This window comes from Tepidimonas sp., assembly GCF_036824975.1.
Taxonomy (GTDB): domain Bacteria; phylum Pseudomonadota; class Gammaproteobacteria; order Burkholderiales; family Burkholderiaceae_C; genus Tepidimonas.
In genome coordinates this window covers 1-26,029 of record NZ_DAISZC010000028.1, presented here as the reverse complement: position 1 = coordinate 26,029, position 26,029 = coordinate 1, and the positions used below count along the sequence as shown (strand labels likewise).

The 26,029-nt window shown below is 67.1% G+C and carries 24 protein-coding genes; 21 read left to right on the top strand and 3 right to left on the bottom strand.

Features of this window, described 5'->3' with window-relative positions; all coding sequences use genetic code 11:
• From rpsB to V7Z54_RS04945, 21 genes are all read left to right on the top strand, one after another.
• Window positions 1–630: 30S ribosomal protein S2 (rpsB, locus tag V7Z54_RS05045; RefSeq protein WP_334134837.1), on the top strand; the 630-nt coding region annotated here is incomplete at its 5' end.
• Between the two features lie 112 nt (window positions 631–742).
• Entirely contained in the window at window positions 743–1,639 is an 897-nt protein-coding gene (gene tsf, locus V7Z54_RS05040) for a translation elongation factor Ts (protein WP_334134835.1), read from the top strand.
• Between the two features lie 127 nt (window positions 1,640–1,766).
• On the top strand, window positions 1,767–2,477 hold the full coding sequence (gene pyrH / locus V7Z54_RS05035; RefSeq protein ID WP_334134834.1) for a UMP kinase: 711 nt from the start codon (window positions 1,767–1,769) through the stop codon (window positions 2,475–2,477).
• Between the two features lie 48 nt (window positions 2,478–2,525).
• Window positions 2,526–3,089: a ribosome recycling factor gene (gene frr, locus V7Z54_RS05030; RefSeq protein WP_334134832.1), complete on the top strand. Its 564-nt coding sequence runs from the start codon at window positions 2,526–2,528 to the stop codon at window positions 3,087–3,089.
• A 16-nt stretch (window positions 3,090–3,105) separates the two neighbouring features.
• On the top strand, window positions 3,106–3,846 hold the full coding sequence (gene uppS / locus V7Z54_RS05025; RefSeq protein WP_334134830.1) for a polyprenyl diphosphate synthase: 741 nt from the start codon (window positions 3,106–3,108) through the stop codon (window positions 3,844–3,846).
• A 19-nt stretch (window positions 3,847–3,865) separates the two neighbouring features.
• Window positions 3,866–4,714 (top strand): phosphatidate cytidylyltransferase, encoded by an 849-nt coding sequence (locus V7Z54_RS05020; RefSeq protein WP_334134828.1) that lies wholly within the window; start codon window positions 3,866–3,868, stop codon window positions 4,712–4,714.
• Between the two features lie 92 nt (window positions 4,715–4,806).
• A complete protein-coding gene (ispC, locus tag V7Z54_RS05015; RefSeq protein ID WP_334134840.1) occupies window positions 4,807–5,994 on the top strand; it encodes a 1-deoxy-D-xylulose-5-phosphate reductoisomerase in 1,188 nt (395 codons plus the stop codon).
• 145 nt (window positions 5,995–6,139) lie between these two features.
• The gene (rseP, locus tag V7Z54_RS05010) at window positions 6,140–7,504 is read left to right on the top strand and encodes an RIP metalloprotease RseP (protein ID WP_334134826.1); all 1,365 of its coding nucleotides are present in this window, start codon (window positions 6,140–6,142) and stop codon (window positions 7,502–7,504) included.
• A 21-nt stretch (window positions 7,505–7,525) separates the two neighbouring features.
• Window positions 7,526–9,844, top strand: coding sequence for an outer membrane protein assembly factor BamA (gene bamA / locus V7Z54_RS05005; protein WP_334134825.1), 2,319 nt, complete (start codon window positions 7,526–7,528; stop codon window positions 9,842–9,844).
• Window positions 9,844–10,362, top strand: a complete 519-nt coding sequence (locus V7Z54_RS05000) for an OmpH family outer membrane protein (RefSeq protein WP_334134824.1) — start codon at window positions 9,844–9,846, stop codon at window positions 10,360–10,362. Before bamA ends, V7Z54_RS05000 begins: the two co-directional genes overlap by 1 nt.
• A gap of 40 nt (window positions 10,363–10,402) precedes the next feature.
• Window positions 10,403–11,473: a UDP-3-O-(3-hydroxymyristoyl)glucosamine N-acyltransferase gene (lpxD, locus tag V7Z54_RS04995; RefSeq protein ID WP_334134823.1), complete on the top strand. Its 1,071-nt coding sequence runs from the start codon at window positions 10,403–10,405 to the stop codon at window positions 11,471–11,473.
• A 2-nt stretch (window positions 11,474–11,475) separates the two neighbouring features.
• The gene (fabZ, locus tag V7Z54_RS04990; RefSeq protein WP_334134839.1) at window positions 11,476–11,913 is read left to right on the top strand and encodes a 3-hydroxyacyl-ACP dehydratase FabZ; all 438 of its coding nucleotides are present in this window, start codon (window positions 11,476–11,478) and stop codon (window positions 11,911–11,913) included.
• Window positions 11,914–11,925: 12 nt separating this feature from the next.
• Window positions 11,926–12,720: an acyl-ACP--UDP-N-acetylglucosamine O-acyltransferase gene (gene lpxA / locus V7Z54_RS04985; protein WP_334134821.1), complete on the top strand. Its 795-nt coding sequence runs from the start codon at window positions 11,926–11,928 to the stop codon at window positions 12,718–12,720.
• Between the two features lie 47 nt (window positions 12,721–12,767).
• A complete protein-coding gene (gene lpxB / locus V7Z54_RS04980) occupies window positions 12,768–13,973 on the top strand; it encodes a lipid-A-disaccharide synthase (RefSeq protein WP_334134820.1) in 1,206 nt (401 codons plus the stop codon).
• On the top strand, window positions 13,970–14,656 hold the full coding sequence (rnhB, locus tag V7Z54_RS04975; protein ID WP_334134818.1) for a ribonuclease HII: 687 nt from the start codon (window positions 13,970–13,972) through the stop codon (window positions 14,654–14,656). Before lpxB ends, rnhB begins: the two co-directional genes overlap by 4 nt.
• Before the next feature lie 5 nt (window positions 14,657–14,661).
• Window positions 14,662–15,474, top strand: coding sequence for a TrmH family RNA methyltransferase (locus tag V7Z54_RS04970; protein ID WP_334134838.1), 813 nt, complete (start codon window positions 14,662–14,664; stop codon window positions 15,472–15,474).
• A 173-nt stretch (window positions 15,475–15,647) separates the two neighbouring features.
• Window positions 15,648–16,817, top strand: coding sequence for a glutamine-hydrolyzing carbamoyl-phosphate synthase small subunit (gene carA, locus V7Z54_RS04965; RefSeq protein WP_334134816.1), 1,170 nt, complete (start codon window positions 15,648–15,650; stop codon window positions 16,815–16,817).
• 20 nt (window positions 16,818–16,837) lie between these two features.
• On the top strand, window positions 16,838–17,485 hold the full coding sequence (gene leuE / locus V7Z54_RS04960; protein ID WP_334134814.1) for a leucine efflux protein LeuE: 648 nt from the start codon (window positions 16,838–16,840) through the stop codon (window positions 17,483–17,485).
• A 47-nt stretch (window positions 17,486–17,532) separates the two neighbouring features.
• The gene (carB, locus tag V7Z54_RS04955) at window positions 17,533–20,799 is read left to right on the top strand and encodes a carbamoyl-phosphate synthase large subunit (protein ID WP_334134812.1); all 3,267 of its coding nucleotides are present in this window, start codon (window positions 17,533–17,535) and stop codon (window positions 20,797–20,799) included.
• 138 nt (window positions 20,800–20,937) lie between these two features.
• The gene (gene greA / locus V7Z54_RS04950) at window positions 20,938–21,414 is read left to right on the top strand and encodes a transcription elongation factor GreA (protein WP_334134810.1); all 477 of its coding nucleotides are present in this window, start codon (window positions 20,938–20,940) and stop codon (window positions 21,412–21,414) included.
• Window positions 21,415–21,429: 15 nt separating this feature from the next.
• Window positions 21,430–21,894 carry a DUF4149 domain-containing protein gene (locus V7Z54_RS04945; protein WP_334134808.1) on the top strand — a complete coding sequence of 155 codons (465 nt, stop codon included), beginning with the start codon at window positions 21,430–21,432 and terminating at the stop codon, window positions 21,892–21,894.
• Window positions 21,895–22,011: 117 nt separating this feature from the next.
• Here V7Z54_RS04945 and folD read toward each other — a convergent pair whose 3' ends face one another.
• The 3 genes from folD to V7Z54_RS04930 form a co-directional block, all read right to left on the bottom strand.
• Window positions 22,012–22,875 (bottom strand): bifunctional methylenetetrahydrofolate dehydrogenase/methenyltetrahydrofolate cyclohydrolase FolD, encoded by an 864-nt coding sequence (folD, locus tag V7Z54_RS04940; protein WP_334134807.1) that lies wholly within the window; start codon window positions 22,873–22,875, stop codon window positions 22,012–22,014.
• A gap of 7 nt (window positions 22,876–22,882) precedes the next feature.
• Window positions 22,883–23,512 carry a response regulator transcription factor gene (locus V7Z54_RS04935; RefSeq protein WP_334134805.1) on the bottom strand — a complete coding sequence of 210 codons (630 nt, stop codon included), beginning with the start codon at window positions 23,510–23,512 and terminating at the stop codon, window positions 22,883–22,885.
• Window positions 23,509–26,029: PAS domain-containing sensor histidine kinase (locus V7Z54_RS04930; protein ID WP_334134804.1), on the bottom strand; the 2,521-nt coding region annotated here is incomplete at its 5' end. The genes V7Z54_RS04935 and V7Z54_RS04930, both read right to left, overlap by 4 nt.

Genomic DNA, 26,029 nt, shown 5'->3' with positions numbered 1-26,029 from the left:
CACATCATCAACCTCGAAAAGACGGTGCCGATGTTTGAGGAGGCGCGCAAATTCGTGCGCCAGCTCACTGCCAACGGCGGCACCCTGTTGATGGTGGGGACCAAGCGTCAATCGCGCGATATCGTGGCGGCCGAAGCGCAGCGCGCTGGTGTGCCGTACGTCGATCAGCGCTGGCTGGGCGGCATGCTGACCAACTTCAAGACCGTCAAGTCCTCGATCAAGCGCCTGAAGGACATGAAGGCGCAAAAGGAAGCTGGGCTGGATAGCATGTCCAAGAAAGAGCAGCTGCTGTTCAACCGTGAGCTCGAAAAGCTCGAGCGTGACATCGGCGGCATCCAGGACATGACCGCGCTGCCGGATGCGATTTTCGTCGTCGATGTGGGCTACCACAAGATTGCAGTGGCCGAGGCGACGAAGCTGGGCATTCCCGTGATTGGCGTGGTGGACACCAACCACTCGCCCGACGGCATCGACTACGTCATTCCGGGCAACGACGACTCGGCCAAGGCGGTGGCGATCTATGCCCGCGGCATCGCTGATGCGGTGCTGGAAGGCCGCAATGCGGCCCTCAACAGCGTGGTCGAGGCGGTGCGCAGCGACGACGAGTTCGTCGAGGTGCAGGAAGCCTGACGCGGGCGCGCGCGTCGAGGAAGGGGCTGCGCGCCCCTTTTTTGTCACTGTCCTGACGTTTATTCCGGTCATTGTCTCGGGCGGCAGCCGCCGCCCACAGGAGCAACACACTATGGCAGCAATCACCGCAAGCATGGTCGCGGAACTCCGCGCCAAGACCGACGCCCCGATGATGGAGTGCAAGAAGGCGCTCACCGAGGCCGATGGCAACATGGAAAAGGCCGAGGAGATCCTGCGCGTCAAACTGGGCAGCAAGGCCAGCAAGGCGGCCGGCCGTATCACCGCCGAGGGGGTGGTGGCCTCGTTCGTGGAAGGTTCGACCGGTGCGCTGATCGAGGTCAACTGCGAGACCGACTTCGTCTCCAAGAATGACCTGTTCGTGGCGTTTTGCAATGCGCTAGCCCGGCTGGTGGCGCAGCACGATCCGGCAGACGTGGCGGCGCTGGCGGCGCTGCCACTGTCGATGGAGGGCTTCGGTCCTACGGTCGAGGATGTGCGCAAGGGGCTGATCGGCAAGATCGGCGAAAACATGACGATCCGCCGCTTCAAGCGCTATGCCGGGGGCGGCCAGCTGGCCACCTACCTGCACGGGGTGCGCATCGGCGTCATGATCGAATACACGGGCGATGCGGTCGCAGCCAAGGATGTGGCGATGCACATCGCCGCGATGAAGCCGGTGGCCACCTCGGCGGCCGAGGTGCCGGCCGAGCTGGTGGCCAAGGAGCGCTCGATCGCTGAGCAAAAGGCAGCCGAATCGGGCAAGCCAGCCGATATCGTCGCCAAGATGGTGGACGGTGCCGTGCAGAAGTACCTGAAGGAAGTCTCGCTGCTGGATCAGGTGTTTGTGAAGGCCGCCGACGGCAAGCAGACCGTTGGTCAGTACCTCAAGGGTGCCAACACCACCGTCAAGGGCTTCACGCTCTACGTGGTGGGTGAGGGTATCGAGAAGAAGCAGGACGACTTCGCCGCCGAAGTGGCCGCCCAGGTGGCCGCAGCCCAAAAGGCCTGAGTTCTGTCCCATCGCCAGCGGCCGGCTCCTGCGCGGGAGTCGGCCGTTTTTGCAGGTGTGCGCGTCCCCGCGCACGCGGCGCTGGCGCTTCCACCCGTACAATCCATCGACCCTGCAGCGAGCCAACATGCCTGTCTTGCACCGCATCCTGCTCAAGCTCTCCGGCGAAGCCCTGATGGGCGATGAAGCCTTCGGTATCCATCGCGGTACCATCGAGCGCATCGTGGCCGAAGTGGCCGAAGTGGCGCGACTTGGCGTGCAGGTGGCCATCGTGATTGGTGGCGGCAATCTGTTCCGGGGGGTAGCCGGCGGTGCAGTGGGCATGGATCGCGCCACGGCCGACTACATGGGCATGCTGGCCACGGTGATGAATGCCCTGGCTCTGGGCGATGCGCTGGAGCGCGGGGGCACCAAGGCGCGCGTGATGTCGGCCATCGCCATCGATCAAGTGGTCGAGCCGTATGTGCGCCCGAAGGCGCTGCAGTATTTGGAAGAAGGCAAGGTGGTGGTGTTTGCCGCCGGCACCGGCAATCCGTTCTTCACCACGGACACGGCGGCGGCCTTGCGCGGCGCGGAGATCGGCGCCCAGATCGTGCTCAAGGCCACCAAGGTGGACGGCGTCTACACCGCCGATCCGAAGAAGGATCCGTCGGCTACCCGCTACAGCCGCATCACCTTTGATGAGGCGATGGTACGCCAGCTGCAAGTCATGGACGCGACTGCCTTTGCGCTGTGCCGCGATCAGGGGTTGCCGGTGCGCGTATTTTCCATCTTCAAGCCCGGCGCGCTCAAGCGCGTCGTGCTGGGTGAGGACGAGGGGACGCTGGTGCATGTCTGACACGGCGTGGCTGCCCTGCCGGCCCGCCCCAACCGCAAGAGGCCATCGATGAGCACCATTGCAGAGATCAAGAAAACCGCCGAGCAAAAGATGCAGCAGTCGCTGGAGGCGCTGCGGCACAACCTGGCCAAGGTTCGCACCGGGCGCGCCAATCCGGCCCTGCTCGACACCGTGCAGGTCGAGTACTACGGCACCCTGGTGCCAATCAGCCAGGTCGCCAACCTGTCGCTGCTCGATGCCCGCACCATCGGCGTGGCACCGTGGGAAAAAGGCATGGGCGCCAAGATCGAGAAGGCCATCCGTGAATCGGATCTTGGCCTCAACCCGGCGTCGCACGGCGACCTGATCCGCGTGCCGATTCCGCCGATGACCGAAGAGCGCCGGCGCGAGCTGACCAAGGTCGTCAAGGCCGAGGGTGAGCACGCCAAGGTGGCCATCCGCAACCTGCGCCGTGAGGCCAATGAGCACGTCAAGCGCCTGGTCAAGGACAAGCTGGCCTCCGAAGACGACGAGCGTCGTGCCCAGGACGACATCCAGAAGCTGACCGACCGCATGATCGCCGAGGTCGACAAGCTGGTGGCCGCCAAGGAGGCGGACATCATGGCGATCTGACCGCAGGCCGTCGCGCATGACAGCACCCGACAGTCCTCCGCCGTGCGGCGGCGGTTCCATTCCCGCCCATGTCGCCATCGTGATGGACGGCAATGGGCGCTGGGCGCGCCGACGCCTGCTGCCGCGGGTGGCTGGACACCGCGCCGGCATGGAGACACTGCGCCGCGTCATTGGCTGGTGCATCGAGCGCGGCGTGCGGGTGCTAACGGTGTTCGCATTTTCCTCGGAGAACTGGGCCCGCCCCGATGAGGAGGTGTCGGCAATCCTGCGCCTGATGGGGCAGGCGCTGATGGAAGAGGTGCCCCGTCTGCACGAGGCTGGCGTGCGCCTGCACGTGGTGGGCGACCGCAGCGGTTTGCCGCCCGAACTGCCGCCCGCGATCGAGGCGGCCGAGCAGCGCACCGCCGGCAACACACGCCTGGTGCTCAACGTGTGCTTCAACTACGGTGGCCGCTGGGACATCGTGCAGGCGGCGCAGGCGCTGGCGCGGCACGGCGAGCCGATCACCGAGCAGTCGCTAGCGCAGGCCCTGGCGCTGGCGCACGTAAGCGACCCGGATTTGCTGATCCGCACCGGGGGGGAGCAGCGCATCAGCAATTTTCTGCTGTGGCAGCTGGCCTACACGGAGCTGTATTTTTCGGCACGTCTGTGGCCGGCGTTTGATGCCACCGAGTTCGACCGCGCGCTGGCGGCCTATGCGCGCAGGCAGCGCCGCTATGGGCGCACGCCGGAGCAGGTGGCGGCGCAGGCCGCCTGACGCCGGGAGCCCGACGCCGATGCTGAAGCAGCGCGTCATCACCGCAGTCATCCTGCTGGCGGTATTACTGCCGCCTCTGCTGTGGCGGGACAGTCGGCCGTTTGCCGTGGTCACCGCCGCTGCCATGGGGGCGGCGGCGTGGGAGTGGTCGCGTCTGAACACGGCGGCACCAGCGCTGTGTGTGGCCGCCGGGCTTGGGGTGGGGGCGCTGCCACTGGGGCTGTGGTGGGCGCTGGGCAGCGCGCCGTGGCCACAGGCGTTTGGCTGGGGCGTGACGGGGGTTTGGGTGCTGGTGTTGGCGCTGGCCCTGCGCCGTGGTGTCGATGACTGGACGCGTTGGGCCATTGCCGCCCGCCTGCTGCTGGGCTGGCTGGCGCTGGCACTGGCCTGGTGGGCGCTGGTGGCGCTGCATGCCCGCGGCTCACTGATGCTGCTCAGTGTCCTGTTGCTGGTGTGGGTCGCAGATATCGCCGCCTATTTCGGGGGCCGGGCCTGGGGCCGGCGCAAGCTGGCCCCGCGTATCAGCCCCGGCAAGAGCTGGGAAGGTGCATGGAGTGGCGCGGCGGCGGTGCTGGCGCTGGCCGCCGCGTGGGTGGCGCTGGCTGATGTGTGGCCGGCGTTGCAAGCGGCGCTGTATCCGGCGCTGGCGCGGCAGGGCTGGGCGGTGGCGGTGCCCGTGCTGCTGGCGCTGACCGCGCTGAGCGTGGCCGGAGATCTGTTCGAATCGCTGGTCAAGCGCAGCGCCGGAGCCAAAGATTCCAGCGCCCTGCTGCCGGGGCATGGCGGCGTGTTGGACCGCATCGACGCCCTGCTGCCGGTGCTGCCGGTGGCGCTGACGGTGTTGAACGGGATCGGCGGGCAGAGATGATGATGGTGGGGGGCGCCTTCGCGGTTGACCGCACGGCTGCGGCTGACGGGGGCGCGTCACCGCCACCGGTGCCGGCGGGGGCGGGCGATGCAGTGGGCAGCCGCCGCCAGCGTGTGGCGGTGTTGGGCGCGACCGGCTCGATTGGCACCAGCACGTTGGACGTCATCGCGCGCCATCCGCAGCGCTTCGAGGTGGTGGCGCTGTCGGCTCACCGCCAGGTCGATGCACTGCTGACGCTGTGCGAGCGGTTCCGTCCGCGCTGGGCGGTGATCGATGCAGCGCACGCGCAGGCGCTGCAGCGCGGCCTGCGCGCACGCGGGCTGCCGACTGAGGCGCTGGCGGGCGCCGCAGCGCTGGCCGAGGTGGCGGCCCACCCCGATGTCGACACCGTGATGGCGGCGATCGTCGGCGCGGCTGGGCTGGCGCCGTGCCTGGCCGCTGCTCGAGCGGGCAAACGGCTGCTGCTGGCCAACAAGGAAGCCCTGGTGGTGGGGGGCGAGGTGTTTTTGCAGGCGGTGCGCACCGGTGGTGCCCGGCTGCTGCCCATCGACAGCGAACATTCAGCCATCTTTCAGTCGCTGCCCGAAGACCCGGCGACCTGGCCGCAGCGGGTGGACAAAATCGTGCTGACGGCATCCGGCGGTCCCTTTCGCCAGCGTGACCCGGCCACGTTGGCGCAGGTCACGCCCGAGGAGGCGTGCGCTCATCCGAACTGGGTCATGGGGCGCAAGATTTCGGTCGATTCGGCCACCATGATGAATAAGGCGCTCGAAGTCATCGAGGCCCGGTATCTGTTTGGTTTCGCGCCCGAGCAGATCGAGGTCGTCATCCATCCGCAAAGTGTGGTGCACTCGATGGTGCAGTACCGGGACCGCTCGGTGGTGGCGCAACTGGGCACGCCCGACATGCGGGTGCCGATCGCCTATGGCCTGAGCTGGCCCGAGCGCATGGTCTCTGGCGCGCAGGCGCTGGACTTTGCCCGTCTGGGGGCACTGACCTTCGAGCCGCCCGATGTGCGACGTTTTCCGGGGCTGTTTCTGGCGTGGGAGGCGTTGCGGGCCCCGGCCGGCACGACCGCTGTGCTCAACGCCGCCAACGAGGTGGCGGTGGAGGCGTTTCTGCAGGGGCAGTTGCGCTTCGACCAGATCCATGCGGTCAACCGGGGAACGCTGGAGCGTTGCGAACCCTCCAACCCGCAGACCTTAGCCGATTTGCTGGCGCTGGATGAGCGCGCCCGTGCCTGCGCCGACGCCGTCGTGCGGCAGCTGTCTGGCCGGTGAGTGCCGCTGCGGGGCGGCACTGGCCTGAGCGTGGTGCGAGGGGTGCGGTGGCGCAGGCAGGGTGTCGTGGATGCGGGCGGCACAGCCGACGCCGTTGCGGTCGTGCGGGCACGGGCGTGCCGGTGTGCAACCGGGGGTTGAATCGATGTTAACTGCCTTGTCGTTCCTGCTGGCCATTGCGATTCTGATTACGGTGCACGAGTGGGGTCACTACCGCGCAGCGGTGGCCTGTGGCGTGCCGGTGCTGCGGTTTTCGATCGGCTTGGGGCGGCCACTGTGGTCGTGGCGCAACCGGCGCGGCACGGAATTTGTGATTGGGGCGTTGCCGCTGGGCGGCTACGTGCGCATGTTGGACGAGCGCGAAGGCAGCGTCCCGCCCGATCAGCGGCACCTGGCATTCAACGCACAACCGCTGCGGCGGCGGGCGTTCATCGTAGCTGCCGGCCCCGCTGCCAATCTGGTGTTGGCCGCCGTGCTGTATGCGTTCGTCGCCTGGTGGGGGACACCGCAGCCGCAGCCGGTGTTGGCTACGCCCGCGGCGGACACGCTGGCGGCGCGTGCAGGTGTGCGCGGTGGCGAGTGGGTGCTGACCGCGGCCAGCGGCAACGCACAGCCCCGGCCGGTGCGCTCATTCGACGAGCTGCGCTGGCACATCAGCCGCGCCGTGCTGGCTGGCCAGGATTTGCGGCTGGAGCTGGCCGACGGGCCCCAGGGGCCGGCACAACGCGCCGTCGAGCTGCCGCTGTCCGCGCTGGATGCGCGCGAGTTGGAGGCAGCAACCTTTGAACGCATCGGTATCGTCGCCCCATGGTCGGCCCCGGTGCTGGGCGACATCGTGCCCGACGGTGCGGCAGCAGCGGCGGGCCTGCAACCGGGAGATCACGTGCTGGCCGTGGACGGGGAGGCGATCGCGGATGCGCAGACGCTGCGCGCGCGCATTCGCGCGGCCGTCGATGCCGAAGGTCGTGCCCGCGCGCAGCGCTGGCTGATCGAGCGGGGCGCCGAGCGCCTGGAGCTGATCGTCACCCCAAGGGCGCAGCGGCACGATGGCGCGTGGGTTGGGCGTGTCGGCGCCATGATCGGCGGTGCCCCGGCGATGACGGTGGTGGCCAGCGGGCCGCTGCAGGCGCTGGGCGAAGGCGTGGCTCGCACGGCCGAAGTGGCGGGCATGACGCTGACGATGCTGGGCCGCATGGTGACGGGGGAGGCATCGCTGCGCAACCTCAGCGGACCCTTGACGATTGCCGACTACGCCGGCAAGTCGGCCAGTCTCGGCCCGATGGCGTTTTTGACCTTTCTCGCCCTGGTCAGCGTCTCGCTGGGGGTGCTGAACCTGCTGCCACTGCCCGTCCTGGACGGGGGGCACCTGATGTATTATCTGTGGGAGGCAGTGGTCGGCCGGCCGCTGTCTGAGGTCTGGATGGACCGGCTGCAGCGGGGCGGGGTGGCACTGCTCGTCGTCTTGATGTCGCTGGCCCTCTTCAACGATCTGGTCCGACTGATGGGCTGACGGTCGAGCAATCCGTATCGCATGAAATCTACATTCCAGCGCCGCTGGCGCGTGCGCGCCGGTCTTTGGCTGGCGACTGTCGCCGCTTCCCTGCCCGCATGGGCGGTCGATCCCTTCGTGGTGCGTGACATCCGTGTCGAAGGGCTGCAGCGCGTCGAGCCGGGCACCGTCTTCGCTTCGCTGCCGTTTCGTGTCGGTGACACGTACTCCGACGAACAGGGAGCGGCGGCAATCCGCGCGCTGTTTGGCCTCGGTTTGTTCTCCGACGTGCGCCTGCAGGTCGACGGGGACGTGCTGGTGGTCATCGTCGAGGAGCGCCCGACGGTGGCCGACGTCAGTTTTAGCGGCGTGCGAGAGTTCGACAACGACGTGCTGCGCCGTGCGCTGCGCGACATCGGCCTGACCGAAGGGCGGCCGTTCGACCGCGCGCTGGTTGATCGTGCCGAGCAGGAGCTCAAACGGCAGTACCTCAACCGCAGCATGTACGCGGTGCAGGTCACCACGACCGTGACGCCGATCGAGCGCAACCGCGTCAACATCCAGTTCAGTGTCGTGGAAGGCGACGTCACCAAGATCCGTGACATCCGCATCGTGGGCGCGCGCGCGTTCTCCGAAAAGACGCTGCTGGATCTATTCGACCTCGACACTGGGGGCTGGTTGAGCTGGTATACCAAGAGCGACCGCTACTCGCGCGCCAAGCTCAACGCCGACCTGGAGGCGCTGCGCTCGTACTACCTGACACGCGGCTACCTGGAGTTCAATATCGACTCCACGCAGGTGGCGCTGTCGCCCGACAAGTCCTCGCTGGCGCTGACGATCAACATCACCGAAGGGCCGCGCTACGTGGTGTCGGCGGTGCGGCTGGAAGGCGACTTCCTGGGCCGGGAAGAGGAGTTCCGCTCGCTGGTGCGCATCCAGCCCGGGCGGCCCTACAACGCCGAGCAGGTCACGGAAACCGTCAAGGCTTTCACCGACCTCTACGGCCAATTTGGCTACGCGTTTGCCCGTGTGGAGGCTGTGCCCGACATCGACCGCACCAACAACCGGGTCGCCATCGTGCTGCAGGCGCAGCCGTCGCGGCGCGCCTATGTGCGCCGCATTCTCATCGAAGGCAACAACCGCACCCGCGACGAAGTCATCCGGCGCGAGTTCCGCCAGCTGGAGGCGGCTTGGTACGACAGTGACAAGATTCGCTTGTCGCGCGACCGCGTCGACCGTCTCGGGTTCTTCACCGACGTTCGCATCGACACCCAGGAGGTACCCGGCGCACCGGATCAGGTCGACCTGGTGCTGACGGTGGTGGAAAAACCCACGGGCAACTTGACGGTGGGTGCTGGCTACTCCCAGGCCGAGAAGCTGTCGCTGCTGGCCGGCATTCAGCAGGAAAACGTCTTTGGCACCGGCAACTATCTCGGTCTCAATGTCAACACCAGCAAGTTCAACCGGCAGTTCGTACTGAGCACGACCAACCCGTACTTCACGGACGACGGCGTGTCGCGCTCGATCGACCTCTACTACCGCACCACACGCCCCTACGCCGCGCAGGAGTCGGACTACCGGCTCGTGACGCCCGGCGCGGCGGTCCGCTTCGGTGTGCCGTTCACGGAAACCGACACGGTATTTTTTGGCATCGGCGTGGAGCAAACGAAGATCGAGCGGGGCGAGCGGATGCCTCTGGCATACGACAATTTCATCGCGGTATTTGGGAATAAGCCGCTGTCGGTGCCGCTGACGGTCGGCTGGGCGCGCGATGAGCGCGACAGTGCGCTGGTGCCGACGCGCGGACGCCTGATGCGCCTCAACGGCGAGCTGGGCATCGCCGGCGATACCCGCTACGTCAAGGGCAGTGGTCAGTACCAGCAGTACGTGCCGCTGGACAAGCGCTTCACGCTGGCCTTCAACGCCGAACTGGGTTGGGCCAAGGGCTTGGGCGGCAAGCCGGTGCCGTTGTTCAAGCACTTCTATGGCGGCGGCCTGGGCTCAGTGCGCGGCTTCGAACAGGGCACGCTCGGTGCAACCAGCCCCATCGTCGGCGGCTCCAGTGCCGATGTGGCCTATCTGGGCGGCACGCGATCGGTGTTGCTCAACACCGAGGTCATCGCGCCGTTTCCGGGCGCTGGCAACGACCGTACGCTGCGCCTGTTCGGCTTCTTCGACGTCGGCAATGTCTACGCACCCGACCAGAAGCTCAAGTTGAGCGACTTGCGCGCCTCTGCCGGCATTGGCATCAGCTGGATCTCGCCGGTGGGCCCGCTTAGAATCGCGTTCGCCCGGCCGGTTCGCAAACAAACCGGCGACAAGACACAAAACATTCAATTCCAAATCGGAACCGCCTTCTGATGAAATCGATGACCCGTCAATGGTGGGCACGCGGTGTCGCAGCGCTGCTGTCTGCGGTGACGCTCGGTGCTGCCCTTGCCCAGGAACTCAAGATCGGCTTCGTGAGCACCGAGCGCATTCTGCGTGACTCCAATGCGGCCAAGGCCGCGCAAAGTCGGCTGGAGCAGGAGTTTTCGCGCCGCGAACGCGATATCGAGGCGCTGGGGAACCAACTGCGCCAAGCCACCGAGAAGTTCGAGAAGGAAGCGCCGACGCTGTCGGAGTCGCAGCGTGCGGCGCGCCAGCGCCAGATTGCCGAACTCGACCGCGATTTGCAGCGCCGGCGGCGCGAGTTCCAGGAAGACCTGGTGCAGCGCCGCAACGAGGAGCTGCAGCAGGTGATCGAGCGGGCCAACCGCGTTATCCGCCAGATTGCTGAATCGGAAAAGTACGACCTGATTCTGCAGGAGGCGGTCTACATCGCGCCGCGGCACGACATCACCGACAAGGTGATCAACGGGCTGAACAACGCACGGTGAATAGCCCTGCCCTGCGACAGGAGCTGGCGGGGGCTGGGGGATGAACACCCATCTCACGCTTGCCCGCTTGCAGGCGGCCTTGGGCGGCGACGTGCTGGGTCCGGGTGAGCGCGTCGTGTCGCGTTTGGCGCCGCTGGAGGATGCTGACCCGCAGAGCCTGGCCTTCGTGGCGCACCCGCGCTACGTGACGGCGTTGCAGCGCTCGCGGGCCGGCGTAGTGATCGCTGCGCCCGATCTGGCCAGCGCCGTGCTGCAGCGGCCCGATCCACCGCCCGGCGGCTGGTGCGCCTGGTTGTTTTCCGACCCGTACCTGGCGTTTGCCCGGCTGACGCAGTGGTGGCGTGCACACGTGGCGCCGCGTCCGCTCGTGCAGGGGATACACCCCACGGCGTGGGTGCACCCCGCGGCACGTCTCGGTCACGGGGTGGCCGTGGGTCCGTTAGCCGTCATCGATGAGGACGCCGTCGTTGAAGACGGAGCCGTCATCGGCGCGCGCGTGCATGTTCAGGCCCGCGCCCGGGTGGGAGCGGGCACACGCCTGGACAGCGGGGTGGTCCTCGGCTACGACTGTCGCATCGGGCGGCGTTGCCTGGTTCATGGCGGCACCGTGATCGGGGCGGACGGCTTCGGCTTTGCGCCGCAGGCACGCGTCGATGGCGGGTGCTCCTGGATCAAGATCGAGCAGCTGGGGGCGGTGCGCATCGGCGACGACGTGGAGATCGGCGCCAACTGCTGCATCGACCGCGGTGCCCTGGGCGATACGGTGCTGGAGGACGGCGTCAAGCTCGACAACCTGATCCAAATCGGCCACAACGTGCGCGTGGGCGCGCACACGGCCATGGCCGGCTGTGTGGGTGTGGCGGGCTCGGCCCGTATTGGCGCCTACTGCACGCTGGGCGGAGGCGCCATCGTGCTGGGGCACCTCGAACTGGCCGATCACGTCCACATTTCGGCGGCGTCGGTGGTGATGCGTTCGATTAGGCAGCCGGGTCAGTACAGCGGTGTATTTCCGATCGACGACAATCGCGCCTGGGAGAAGAACGCCGCGACGCTGCGCCAGCTGCACGCGTTGCGCGAGCGCCTCAAGGCCCTGGAGCGACGCACCACATGAGCATGGACATCCATCAGATCCTCAAGCAACTGCCGCACCGCTACCCGATTCTGCTCGTGGACCGGGTGCTGGAGGTGGAGAAGGGAACGCGCATTCGCGCGCTCAAGAACGTCACCATCAACGAGCCGGTGTTCACCGGTCATTTTCCGCACCGCCCGGTATTTCCGGGCGTGCTGATGCTAGAGGCGCTGGCGCAGACGGCGGCGTTGCTGGCGTTTGAGACGCTGGGCATCACACCCGACGACAGGACGGTGTACTACTTCGCGGGCATCGATGGTGCACGCTTCAAACGGCCGGTGGAGCCGGGTGACCAGCTGGTGATGGACGTGGCGCTGCTGCGCATGAAGGCCGGCATCTTCAAGTTTCAGGGTACGGTGCGGGTGGATGGTGAGGTCGCTTGCGAAGCCGAGCTGATGTGCACGATGCGCTCCATTGCCTGACGCGGGCCGGCTATGGCGCAGATTCATCCCACCGCGCTGGTCGATTGCCGAGCCGAACTGGCCGACGACGTGGTCATCGGTCCGTACACGGTGGTGGGGCCGCACGTGCGCATCGGAGCCGGCACCACGGTCGGCGCGCACTGCGTGCTCGAGGGCCGCACCACCATCGGGCGTGACAACCGCATTTTTCCGTTCGTCTCGTTGGGCCTGCCCAGTCAAGACAAGAAATACGCCGGTGAGCCGTGTGAGCTCATCATCGGCGACCGCAACACCATCCGCGAGTACAGCACCTACCACATCGGCACCGTGCAGGGAGGCGGGGTGACGCGTCTGGGCAACGACAATTGGATGATGGCCTACACCCATCTGGCGCACGACTGTATCGTTGGCGACCACACCATCTTTGCCAACAACGCCCAGTTGGCCGGTCATGTGCAGGTGGGCGATTGGGCGATTCTGGGCGGCTTCACGGTGGTGCACCAGTTCGTGCGCATCGGAGCGCATGCCATGACGGCGATGTGCGCACTGTTGTTTGCCGATGTGCCTCCGTTCGTGATGGCGCAGGGGCAGCCCGCGCGCGCGCGCTCGATGAATTACGAGGGTTTGCGCCGGCGCGGGTTTTCGGCCGCGCGCATCGGTGTCGTCAAGGCCATGCACAAGGCGCTGTACCGTGAGGGCCTGACACTGCAGCAGGCACAGGCGCGTATCGCCGCACTGGCCGAGCAGCATCCGGAAGCCGCGGCCGATGTCGCGTTGATGGAGGCGTTTTTGGCCGGCGTCGATGCGCAGCGCGGTATCGTGCGCTGAAGAGGTGGTGCGGCAGGGGACGGGGTTGGATCATACGGCTCGGCATCATGGAGGCTAAATCGCAACGGCTGGCGGGCGAGGCGGCAACGTTGACGCCGCGGTTGGCGCTGGTGGCCGGCGAGGCCTCCGGCGACGTGCTGGCTGCCGAGCTGCTCAAGGGCCTGCGTCAGCGCTGGCCGCACTTGCAGGCGGTCGGCATCGCTGGTGCCGCCATGCAGGCGCAGGGATGCGCCGCCTGGTGGCCGAGCGAGAAGCTGGCTGTGCGTGGCTATGTCGAGGTGCTGCGCCACTATCGCGAAATCGTCGGCATCCGGCGCGCGCTGCGCGATCGCCTGCTGCGCGAGCCGCCTGACGTGTTCATCGGTGTGGACGCCCCGGACTTCAATCTGGCGCTGCAGGCCGACCTGCGCGCAGCGGGCGTGGCCACGGTGCAGTTTGTCGCGCCCGCCATCTGGGCCTGGCGGCCAGAGCGTGTGGCGCTGATGCGGCGTGCCTGTGACCATGTGCTGTGCGTGTTCCCGTTCGAGCCGGCCCTGCTGGCCGAGCACGGCATTGCCGCCACCTTCGTCGGCCATCCCCTGGCGTCGGTCATCCCGCGCGAACCCGACCAGGCAGCCGCGCGCACGGCGCTGGGGCTGGCGGGTGACGCCGCGGTGGTGGCGCTGCTGCCTGGTAGCCGGCGTGCCGAAATCGACCATCTGCTCGGACGTTTTTTGGCTGCGGCGCGGCTGATGCAGCGCCAGCGGCCCGGTTTGACGTTTGTGTTGCCAGCAGCCCCGGCGCTGTACGACGACATCCGCGCACGCGTCATGCGCTCGCCCATGGCTGACGACGTGCAGGTGCTGCGCGGACAATCCCACGCCGCTTTGGCGGCGTGTGACGTGGCGCTGGTGGCCAGCGGCACGGCCACGCTGGAGGCGGCGCTGTTTCAGCGTCCGATGGTGATCGCTTATCACATGCATCCGCTGTCGTGGTGGCTGACGCGACGCCAGATGCGTCAGCCTTGGGTTGGCTTGCCCAACATCCTGGCGCGCGCGTTCGTCGTGCCCGAGCTGCTGCAGGAGCAGGCCACACCGGCGGCGCTGGCGCGCGAGACGCTGGCATGGCTGGACGACGGCGAGTCGGCCCGCCAGCGCCGCGCGGCGCTGCAGGTGCGCTTTGCGGCGCTGCATGAGTCCTTGCGGCGCGACACGGTGGCGTTGGCCACGCAGGCCATCGAGCCGCTGTGGCAGCGCCGGCGGGGGATGCGATGAGGGCGACGGGCGCAGTGCCACGCCGGTGCCGAGCCGCCACCGAGCCGGCCCAGTTGCCGCTGTGCTGGGGCGATGACGGGCTGGTGGCCGGCGTGGACGAGGCGGGAAGAGGGCCGTTGGCCGGTCCGGTGGTGGCCGCTGCGGTGATGCTGGATGAGCAGCAGCCCGTCGCAGGGCTGGCGGATTCGAAAACGCTGAGTGCCGCGCGGCGTGAGCGGCTTTACGAGCGCATCCTGGCGCGGGCGCTGTGTGTGGGGGTCGGGATCGCCGAGGTGGAGGAAATCGACCGCCTCAACATCCTGCAGGCCACGCTGCTGGCCATGCAGCGGGCGGTGGCGGCGCTGCGCCTGCGCCCATCGCTGGTGCGGGTGGATGGCAACCGCTTGCCCGCGCTGCCGATGCGCGCCGAAGCGGTGGTGCGCGGTGACGCCACCGACGCGGCCATCGCTGCCGCCTCCATCGTCGCCAAGGTCACGCGCGACCGCCTCATGGACGCCCTGCACGCCCGCTATCCGGTGTACGGCTTCGACCGGCACCGGGGCTACGGTACGGTGCAGCATATGCAGGCGCTGCGCGCGCATGGCCCGTGCGCGGCGCACCGGCGCAGCTTCGCGCCGGTGATGCAGGCGCTGATCGGCGCGGCGGCGGGGGCGGGCGCTGCCGCGGTGGAGCTGACGCCGTGAGCGCAATGGTGTTTGCGCCGACGCTGACGCTGACGTCGCGCGACAACCCGCGCGTGCGGCAGCTGCGCCGTCTGGTGCAGACCTTGGGCGGGGTGGATCGGCGCGCCGGCCTGGTGTGGGTGGAGGGCGATCACCTGTGCGCGGCACTGCTGGCACACGGGGGCGTACCCGAGGCGATGATCGTGACGCCGGATGGCGCACACTGGGTCGAGGCTTGGTGCCGGCGGGGCTGGCTCGATGCCTCTGTGCCGGTGTGGTCGCTGACGCCGGAGCTGATGCGCCATATCAGCGCCCTCGAATCTGCCGCTCCGATTGCCTGTCTGGCGCGCCTACCGACCCCGGCACCGATGCAGCCACACGCCCCCACCGTGGTCCTCGATCGCCTGCAGGACCCCGGCAACGTCGGCTCGATCTTGCGTAGCGCCTCCGCCTTTGGTTTTCGTCAGGTGCTGGCGATGCGTGGAACGGTGGCCCTGTGGTCGGCCAAGGTGCTACGCGCCGGCATGGGTGCGCATTTCCATCTACAGCTGTGCGAAGGGGGCGAACCGGATGAGCTGGCGCAGCTGGCTGTGCCCGTGCTGGCGACCAGTTCGCATCGCGGCTGCTGGCTGCACGAGGCGAATCTGCCTTGGCCTTGTGCGTGGCTGCTGGGCCACGAGGGGCAAGGCGTGCGCGCAACGCTGGCCGCGCATGCCGCGTTGACGGTGCGCATTGCGCAGCCCGGCGGCGAGGAATCGCTCAACGTGGCCGCCGCCGCTGCGATTTGCCTGCACGCGAGCGCTGCTGCCCAGCTGCGTGCGCGCCAGACCCTGGGGTAGGCCGCCTGGGCCCTGCCGGGCGAACACGGGGGCGCGGGCTATAATCTCAAAGTTTATCCAGAGCACAGCAACCGCCCCGCGCCGGGGGCGCTGCGTCGGCAGGCACCCGCTGGCGTCGCGGCGGGCAGTGCCGGCGCGGGGCTGCAGCCGCGTCCCAACCTTGGAGAGTGTCCGTGTTTTCCGTCCTGCCTTCCGCCCTTCTTGCGCTTGCAGACGGCACGGTCTTTGAAGGCGTGGCCATCGGCGCCGATGGCCACACGGTCGGTGAAGTGGTGTTCAACACGGCGCTCACCGGCTATCAGGAAATCCTCACCGACCCCAGCTACTGCCAGCAAATCGTCACCCTCACGTATCCGCACATCGGCAACGTCGGGGTCAACGATGAGGACGTCGAATCCGGCGCCGTGCAGGCGGCTGGCCTGATCATCAAGGACCTGCCCATCCTCCACTCCAACTTTCGCGCCACGCGCTCGCTGGGAGACTATTTGCGTGAGCAGGGTGTGGTGGCCATCGCCGGTATCGACACGCGTGCGTTGACGCGCCGCCTGCGCGAGCATGGGGCGCAAAACGGGGCCATCGTCGCGCTGTCGGCAGGCCAGACCGTGACGGCGGCGTTGCGGCAGGAAGCGGTGGCGCTGGCGCGCTCGGCGCCCAGCATGGCCGGACTCGACCTGGCCCAGACCGTCACCACCCCGAAAGCCTACGAGTGGACACAGACCGAGTGGCGCTTGCGCCGTGACGATGTCCGCCCAGGGTACGGCGAACTCTCGCAGCCGCGCCGCCATGTGGTGGCCTACGACTTCGGCGTCAAGCGCAACATCCTGCGCATGCTGGCCGAGCGCGGCTGCCGCGTGACGGTGGTGCCGGCGCGCACGTCGGCAGCCGAAGTGCTGGCGTTACAGCCCGATGGCGTATTTCTGTCCAACGGGCCCGGGGACCCGCAGCCGTGTGACTACGCCATCGCCGCCGCGGCCGAGATTGTCGGGCGCGGCGTGCCGACCTTCGGTATCTGCCTGGGACACCAGATTCTGGCGCTGGCCAGCGGCGCGCGCACGTTCAAGATGAAGTGTGGTCATCACGGGGCCAACCATCCGGTCAAGGATCTCGACACCGGACGCGTCAGCATCACCAGCCAGAATCACGGCTTTGCGGTCGATGCGCAGTCGCTGCCGCCGAATCTGCGTGCCACGCACGTCAGTCTGTTTGATGGCACCCTGCAGGGGATCGCGCGCACCGATCGACCGGCCTTTGGCTTTCAGGGACACCCCGAGGCGTCTCCGGGGCCGCACGACGTGGCCTACCTGTTCGACCGCTTCGTGGCCTTGATGGATCAGGCCCGCTGATGCGGGTCGAGGGGCGCCCGATGTTTGGCATCACCGATCTGACGACCTACGTGCTGGGCACGCTCTTCATCGTGCTGCTGCCGGGGCCGAACTCGATGTACGTGCTGTCGGTGGCCTCGGGCCATGGCGTGGCCATGGGGTACCGGGCGGCCTGCGGTGTTTTCGTCGGCGACACGGTGCTGATGGTGCTGTCGGCCGCCGGATTGGCGTCGGTGCTGCAGGCCACACCGTGGATGTTTCTGGCGATCAAGTATGCCGGCGCCCTGTATCTGGCATGGATCGGGATCGGGATGCTGCGCAGTGCGTGGGCGCGCTGGCGCGGCGACGTCGGCGTGTCGCAACCGCTGGCGCGCCCGCCGCAGGCCACGCGGCCGTTTCAGCGCGCGTTGTCCATCAGCCTGCTCAATCCGAAAGCCATCTTCTTTTTCATTTCGTTCTTCGTGCAGTTCGTCGATCCAGCGTACCCGCACCCGGCGCTTAGCTTTGTGGTGTTGGGCGCCATCGCCCAGCTGTTCAGCTTCGTGTATCTGAGCGCGCTCATCTTCGCCGGTGATCGGCTGGCGGCGGCGTTTCGCCGTCAGCGCCGGTTGGCGGCCTCCCTCAACGCCGGGGTTGGCGCCCTGTTTGTGGGCTTCGGCATCCGGCTGGCCAAAACCACCTCTCCCTAAAGCTGGCAGCCGCAGCCTGCGGTCTGCCGGTTTGAGACGACCCGATCATGCCCAAGCGCACCGACCTTCGCAGCATCCTCATCATCGGCGCCGGTCCGATCGTCATCGGCCAAGCGTGTGAATTCGACTACTCCGGCGTGCAGGCCTGCAAGGCGCTGCGCGAGGAGGGCTACCGCGTCATCCTGATCAACAGCAATCCGGCCACGATCATGACCGACCCGGCCACGGCCGACGCGGTCTACATCGAGCCCATCACCTGGCAGACGGTCGAAAAAATCATCGCCCGCGAGCGTCCGGACGCCATCCTGCCCACCATGGGCGGGCAGACGGCGCTGAACTGCGCGCTGGACCTGTGGCGCCACGGCGTGCTGCAGCGCTACCAGTGTGAGCTGATCGGCGCTTCGCCCGAGGCCATCGACAAGGCCGAGGACCGCCAGAAGTTCAAGGAGGCGATGACCCGCATCGGTCTGGAGTCGGCCCGCTCGGGCATCGCGCACAGCCTGGAGGAGGCGTGGGCCGTGCAGCGCACGGTGGGCTTTCCGTGTGTGATCCGCCCCAGCTTTACGCTTGGCGGCACGGGTGGCGGCATCGCCTACAACCCGGAAGAATTCGAGACCATCTGCAAGCGCGGCTTGGAGGCCTCGCCGACCAGCGAGCTGCTGATCGAAGAGTCGCTGGTGGGCTGGAAAGAGTTCGAGATGGAGGTGGTGCGCGACAAGAACGACAACTGCATCATCGTCTGCTCGATCGAAAACCTGGACCCGATGGGGGTGCACACGGGCGACTCCATCACCGTGGCGCCGGCGCAGACGCTCACCGACAAGGAATACCAGCGCATGCGCGATGCGTCCATCGCCGTGCTGCGCGAAATCGGCGTCGACACCGGCGGCTCGAACGTGCAGTTTGCGATCAACCCGGCCAACGGGCGCATGATCGTCATCGAGATGAACCCGCGCGTCAGCCGCTCCTCGGCGCTGGCGTCGAAGGCCACCGGTTTCCCGATCGCCAAGGTGGCGGCCAAGCTGGCCGTTGGTTACACGCTCGATGAACTGCGCAACGACATCACGGGCGGTGCCACGCCGGCGTCATTTGAGCCGACTATCGACTATGTAGTCACCAAGATTCCGCGCTTTGCGTTCGAAAAGTTTCCGCAGGCCAACGATCGTCTGACCACGCAGATGAAGTCGGTAGGTGAGGTGATGGCGATCGGGCGCACCTTCCAGGAGAGCTTCCAGAAGGCGCTGCGTGGTCTGGAGGTGGGTGTGGACGGCATGAACGAAAAGACCCAGGACCGCGAGACACTGGAGCGCGAGCTGGGCGAGCCGGGGCCAGAACGCATCTGGTATGTCGGCGACGCCTTTGCGGCGGGATGGACGCTGGACAAGGTGCACCAGTTGACCAAAATCGACAAGTGGTTCCTGGTGCAGATCCAGGAGATCGTGCACATCGAACTGGCGCTGGATCGACACACCGCCCAGCATGGTGCGCAGGCACTGGCAGCACTCGACGCCACGACGCTGCGCACCCTCAAGCGCAAGGGCTTTTCCGATCGTCGCCTGGCCAAGCTGTTGGCGACGACGGAAGAGGCCGTGCGCGCCCACCGCCACGCGCTGGGCGTGCGCCCGGTGTACAAGCGCGTGGACACTTGCGCGGCCGAGTTTGCCACCACGACGGCCTACCTGTACTCCACCTATGAGGACGAGTGCGAGGCCGAGCCGAGCACGCGACGCAAGATCATGGTGCTGGGTGGAGGCCCCAACCGCATTGGTCAGGGCATCGAGTTCGACTACTGCTGCGTGCACGCGGCGCTGGCGATGCGCGAGGACGGCTTCGAGACCATCATGGTCAACTGCAACCCCGAGACCGTCTCCACCGACTACGACACCAGCGACCGGCTCTACTTCGAGCCGCTGACGCTGGAGGACGTGCTGGAAATCGTGGCCAAGGAGCGGCCCGAGGGCGTTATCGTCCAGTACGGTGGCCAGACTCCGTTGAAGCTTGCTTTAGGGCTGGAGCGCGCCGGTGTGCCCATCATGGGTACCACGCCGGACATGATCGATGCCGCAGAAGACCGCGAGCGTTTCCAGCAAATGCTGCACCAGCTGGGTCTGAAACAGCCGCCCAACGCCACCGCCCGCACCGAGGCCGAGGCGATGGAAAAAGCCGCCGCATTGGGCTACCCGCTGGTGGTGCGCCCCAGCTACGTGCTGGGTGGACGTGCGATGGAAATCGTGCACGAGCCGCGCGATCTGGAGCGCTACATGCGCGAGGCGGTCAAGGTCAGCAACGACTCACCGGTGCTGCTGGACCGCTTCCTCAACGACGCCATCGAGTGTGATGTGGACTGCGTGCGCGACGCCAGCGGCCAGGTGCTCATCGGCGGCGTGATGGAGCACATCGAGCAGGCGGGCGTGCATTCGGGCGACTCGGCGTGCTCGCTGCCGCCGTACTACCTATCGGCGGCCACGGTAGCCGAAATCAAGCGCCAGACGACAGCGCTGGCGCACGCGCTCAACGTCGTCGGCTTGATGAACGTGCAGTTCGCCATCCAAGAAGTGGACGACGGCGGCAGCAAGCGCGATGTGATCTATGTGCTGGAGGTCAACCCGCGCGCCAGCCGCACTGTGCCGTTCGTCTCCAAGGCCACCGGGATACAGCTGGCCAAGGTGGCGGCGCGCTGCATGGCGGGCCAAACGCTGGTCCAGCAGGGCGTTGCGACCGAGGTCACGCCGCCGTATTTCAGCGTCAAGGAGGCGGTGTTCCCGTTCGTCAAGTTCCCGGGCGTGGATACGATTCTCGGGCCGGAAATGAAATCCACCGGTGAGGTGATGGGCGTTGGCTGCACCTTCGGCGAAGCCTTCGTCAAGGCGCAGCTGGGGGCCGGCACCGTGTTGCCGCGGCCCACTGACGCGGTGCGCAAGGTGTTTCTGTCCGTTAAGCCCAGCGACAAGGCGCGGGTGGTGGCCGTGGCGCGTGAGCTCTGCGCCATGGGGTTCGAGCTGGTGGCCACGCGCGGCACCGCTGCGGCCATTAGCGCTGCCGGCGTGCCGTGCAGCGTGGTCAACAAGGTCACCGAAGGTCGGCCCAATATCGTCGATATGATCAAGAATGGCGAGATCGCGATGGTCATCAACACCGTGGAGGAACGCCGCAACGCGATCGCCGACTCGCGCTACATTCGCGTTGCATCGCTGGCTAACCGGGTGACGACCTTTACCACCATGTTTGGTGCCGAGGCGGCAGTCGAGGGTATGAAGGTGATGAACGAGCTGCCGGTGTACTCGCTGGCCGAACTGCACGCGCAGCTGGCTTGATGCTGCAGCCTGGGGCGCGGTGGCGGGCCGTTGCCGTGGCCAGCGCTGACACCGCGCCGCAGGCGCGGTATCATTGGCACCTGAAGTCGATGACCGCCGACCGGCAACGCTCGGCGGTTTGCTTTTGTGGGATTCGAGATGCCAACGATACCGTTGACCAAACGCGGGGCAGAGCTGCTCAAGGAAGAGTTGCATCGCCTCAAGACCGTTGAACGTCCGGCCGTGATCCAGGCGATTGCCGAAGCACGCGCCCAGGGCGATCTGAGCGAGAACGCCGAATATGACGCCGCCAAGGACCGCCAGGGCTTCGTCGAGGGGCGCATCAAGGAAATCGAAGGCAAGCTGGCCATGGCGCAGATCATCGATCCAGCGCAGATGGACGCTGGAGGCCGCGTCGTGTTCGGCGCCACCGTCGAACTGGAGGACGAAGACAGCGGCGAGTGCGTGACCTACCAGATCGTCGGGGAAGACGAAGCCGATCTGAAGAGCGGGCGCATCAACGTCTCCAGTCCGATTGCGCGCGCGTTGATCGGCAAGGAAGAGGGCGACGTGGCCGAGGTGCAGGCGCCCAACGGTGTGCGCCGTTACGCCATCGTGGCCGTGCGCTACGAGTAAGGCCCCGCGGCAGCTATGGACGGTGGACAGACGGCACGGGCCCGGGCTGCGTGGATACAGCGCTGGCCGGTGCTGGTGGCGGCCTTGTGGTGGGGGGCGGTGACCGCGTGGAGCTTCGTCGCGGTCCCGCTGCTGTTTGCGCATTTCAACAACCCCGCGGTGGCCGGCGGCCTGGCGGCGCGTCTGTTTCAGGTGCAGGCTTACCTGAGTGTGACCGCTGCGCTGCTGTTGCTGCTGTGGGGGCGCGCGCAGCGCGGTCGCGGCGAGGCGGGTGACGCCAGCTGGGCGTTGCTGCCGTGGTTGCTGCTGGGTGCATTGGCGGCGCTGGTGCAGGAGTTTGGCGTCGCGCAGCGCATTCTGACCGCGCGCCAGACTGGGGCCAACCTGGCGCTGTGGCATGGGCTGGGCAGCGCGCTGGTGCTGCTGCAGTGGGCCTGCGCGCTGCGCAGCCTGTGGTGGTTCATTACACGCCGGTTGTGAACCGGAGCGCGGCTGTGGCCTGTAGCAGGGAAGCCGTACGCACGATGACGTTCAGCACACTGGGTGCGGCAACGATGAGGCGTGGACAGCCGCGCGGCGCACCCGTCCGGCCAGCCCTCACCGTGCAGGTGTTGCGCCCGCGCGCTCAGCTGCCTCGACGGTGTTGGTCAGCAGCATGGTGATGGTCATTGGGCCAACGCCGCCTGGCACCGGGGTGATCCAGCCCGCGACCTGACGCACGCCTTCGAAATCGACGTCGCCACACAGTTTGCCCGTATCGTCGCGGTTCATGCCGACGTCGATCACCACCGCGCCCGGTTTGACCATATCCGCCGTCACCAGCGCCCGGCGGCCCACCGCGGCGACGATCACGTCGGCCTGCCGCGTGTGGTGCGCCAGGTCTGTGGTGGCGCTGTGGCAGATCGTGACGGTGGCGTTGGCCTGCAGCAGCAGCATGGCCATCGGTTTGCCCACGATGTTGCTGCGTCCGATGACCACCGCGTGTTTGCCGCGCAGTGGGTAGCCGATATGCTCCAGCATCTTCATGCAGCCGTATGGCGTGCAGGGCTGAAAGCCGGGGCGCCCTACCATCAGGGCGCCGGCGTTGGCGACATGAAAGCCGTCGACGTCCTTTTCAGGCGCGATGGCCTCGATGACCCGCTGGGCGTCGATGTGCGGCGGCAGCGGCAGCTGCACCAGAATGCCGTGTATGGCGGGATCGGCGTTGAAGGCGGCGATGCGCTGCAGCAGCGCGGCCTCGGTCAAGCTGGCCGGATGCGTTTCGAGCACCGAGCGGATGCCCACTTCCTCGCACGCCTTGACCTTGTTGCGCACGTAGACCTGGCTGGCGGGGTTGTCACCGACCAGGATCACGGCCAGGCCGGGTTGGGTGTGCCGGGCGCTCAGCGTCGAGACACGCACACGCAGCGCTTCGCGCAGTCGGCGCGACAGCGCCACGCCATCGATCAGTTGGGCGGTCATCGGGGTGTCAGGTTTTTGGGGGGATGGGCGCCAGGGCGATCTTGAGCAGGTCGGCGACGGTGTTGGCCCCCAGCTTTTCCATGATGTTGGCGCGATGCGCCTCTACCGTCTTGATGCTGATGCCCAGGTCGTCGGCGATTTGTTTGTTGAGCCGCCCCGCGACAATGCGCTCCAGCACCTGGCTCTCGCGCGTGGTCAACTTGGCCAGCAGCGCCTCGCGCGTGGCTGCCTGCTGGTGCACGGCGAACGACTCCCGCGCCTGATCCAGCATGCGTTCGACCAGGGCGATGAGCTGCTGTTCATCGAACGGCTTTTGGATGAAATCGACCGCGCCCTTTTTCATCGAGGCCACGGCCATGGGGACGTCGCCATGCCCGGTGATGAAGCAGATCGGCAGCGGCGACTGGCGTTCGATCAGCCGGTCCTGCAGCTCAGTGCCGCTCATGCCGTCCATGCGGATATCGGCAATGAGACAGGCGACCTCACGCGGGTCGTAACGCGCTAAAAACGCCTCGGCCGACTCGAAACAGCGCACGCGGAAGTCCTTCCCCTCCAACAGCCATTGCAGCGAGTCACGCACGGCTTCGTCGTCATCGACCACATAAACGGTTCCGCGTTTGGGGATCAGACTAGTCATCGTTCGGCGGAGGTGGAGAGAGTCGGCGCGGTGGGGCGAGCCACTGGCGCTGTGGGTATGGGCAGCCAAAACGTGAATTCGCAACCCACCACTTCGTTGCCATTGTAGAGGTTGCGCGCTTGCAGTCGCCCGTGGTGCGATTCGACAATCGAGCGGCACAACTTCAGGCCGATGCCCATGCCTTCGGCCTTGGTGCTGTAGAAGGCTTCGTAGATGCGCTCGAGCCGGTCGGGTGGGATGCCGCAGCCGTTGTCGCGCACCGAAAACTCCACCCCGTCGCGGCCGTCGAGCCAACGCGGCGTCACCGTCAGCTCGATCCACCGCTGCCCAGGAGGACGCTGTGCACACTGGATCGACTCACCTGCGTTTTTCAGCAAGTTGATCAGTACCTGCTCGATGAGGATCGGATCGACCATCAGTGGCGGCAGGCGTTCGGCCTGATAGACCTTGAGCTGAACCAGCTGGCGCTTGAGCTCGATGGTGGCCAGCTCCACGGCATTGGCCACCATCTGGCCGACATCGGACAGGGTGGGGTTGGGCTCGCTTTTTTTGACGAAAGCCCGGATGCGCTGGATGATGGAGCCCGCGCGCTGCGCCTGGCGCGCGGTTTTTTCCAGCGCGTTGAGCATCTCGTCTGGGTCGCTGCGGCCACTGCGCAAGCGCGCAATCAGACCATTGGCGTAGTTGCTGATGGCCGTCAGGGGCTGGTTGAGCTCGTGGGCGACGCTGGAGGCCATTTCGCCCATTGTGATCAGGCGGCTGGCCGTCGCGGCGCGCTCGGCTTGGAGTTTGGCTTGCTCCTCGGCCTGCAGCCGCGCGGTGATGTCACTCGCAATGAGCATCTGCACCAGCCGTCCGTCCACCCAGGTCAGGTAGCGCGTGCGCAGCTCCAGCCACTTGCCCAGCTCGGGCACGTGGATCTGGGCGTGCTCGGCAATGGCCTCCACTAGCGCGTCTGCCGGCAGGCCCATCAGGTTGTCGACGTGGTCGAATGTGTCTTGTGGCGGCAGTACCGGCACCGCCGCGCACAGCTCCAGCAGCCGCTCATGTCCCTGCGGACCATCGCCAAACCAGTTGCGGTACATGCGGTTGGCAAACAGCAGCTCGTGCGTGTGCAAAGGCGCCACCGAAATCGCTTCGTCCAGACTGTCGAGCACGGTAGCGAAGCGGTCGTAGGAGGCTGTCAGCTCCTCGCGAATGCGCTTGGCCTCGGTGATGTCGGTCACCGACGTCATCCAGCCGGTCTGACGCCCTTGGGCGTCGATCAGCGGCGAGACGTACATGCGCGCGTAGAAAATACTGCCGTTTTTGCGCTTGACCGGTACCTCAAAGCCGCCAGGGGCGTTGCGACCGGATATTTCGTCCTGCAGACGCGCCATCAGCGTTTCGTGTTCGCCAGGCGGCCAGTAGGGGTAGGGGGCAGTGGCGCCGATCAGCTCCTCCTCGCTCCAGCCGGTCATGTTGCAGAAGGCCCGGTTGACGTAAGTGATGCGGCCCTCCATGTCCAACGCGCGCATGCCCGTCAGCATGGAGTTTTCCATCGCGCGGCGGAAGTTGGTCTCGGCCACCAGCGCGCGCTGCACCTGCAGGCGCCGGCGCGTGTGCTGCATGTTGGCCAGCAGCATCCACACCGTGGCCAGGCTCATTGCCCCCACGATCCAGAACAGTGCATCGCTGGCGGTATCACGGTCGGCGCGCAGCCCTTCGGCGCGCAACTGCAGGCTGTTGCCGATCGGTGACACGGGAATCTCGTGCCGCTGCGGCGGTGCCGCCCAGGGCAGGCTCGACAGCGGCTTGCGCCCGCCCTGCAACGGCGTGCCCGCCAGCACCCGGCCGCTGCCATCGATGAGCGTGACCGCATAGCGGGCCATCACCTCGGGCGGCACGCCATAGCGCAGCAGGCCATCCACCGCATATTCCGCCAGCACCACGCCGCCAAAGCGGCGCTGGTCCTCGAACGGCACCAGCAGCAGCACGCTGTGTCCTCCATCCGGCCATGGCAGCGGATGGGAGTAGATGGGCTGGTGCAGATCGCGCGCCAGATCGAACGCACCGCCCAGCAGTTCCGGTGGCAGGGTCTCACCGGCGCGCCGGTAGGCGCGGGCGGGTACCCCGGGGGCGCTGTAGCCGGTGACCACATCCCGGTACGGGCCGATCCAGTGCACCGCCAGCAGCTCTGGATTTTGCAGCACCAGCTCTTCGGCCTGAAAGACGAATTCGGTCTCTTCGATGGTGCGGTTGGCGATGTCGCGCGCCATGCGCATCAGACGCTCCTGCCGCTCCAGCAGGCGCAGGCGCAGGCGCTGTTGCGCGTATTCGGCGTCGCGCACCACGGCCTCTTGCTCGCGCGCGCGCTCCTGCCCCGTGAAATACAGCAACGCCAGGAAGATCGCGCTCAGGAACAGCAGCACCGACACCAGCGGGGCCAGCATGGCCAGCTGGTCCTGGCGACCCGGCGGCAGGCGATCCCACCATTGCCGCCAGCGGCGGCGCGGCCCGTTCCACCAGTGCCGCCGC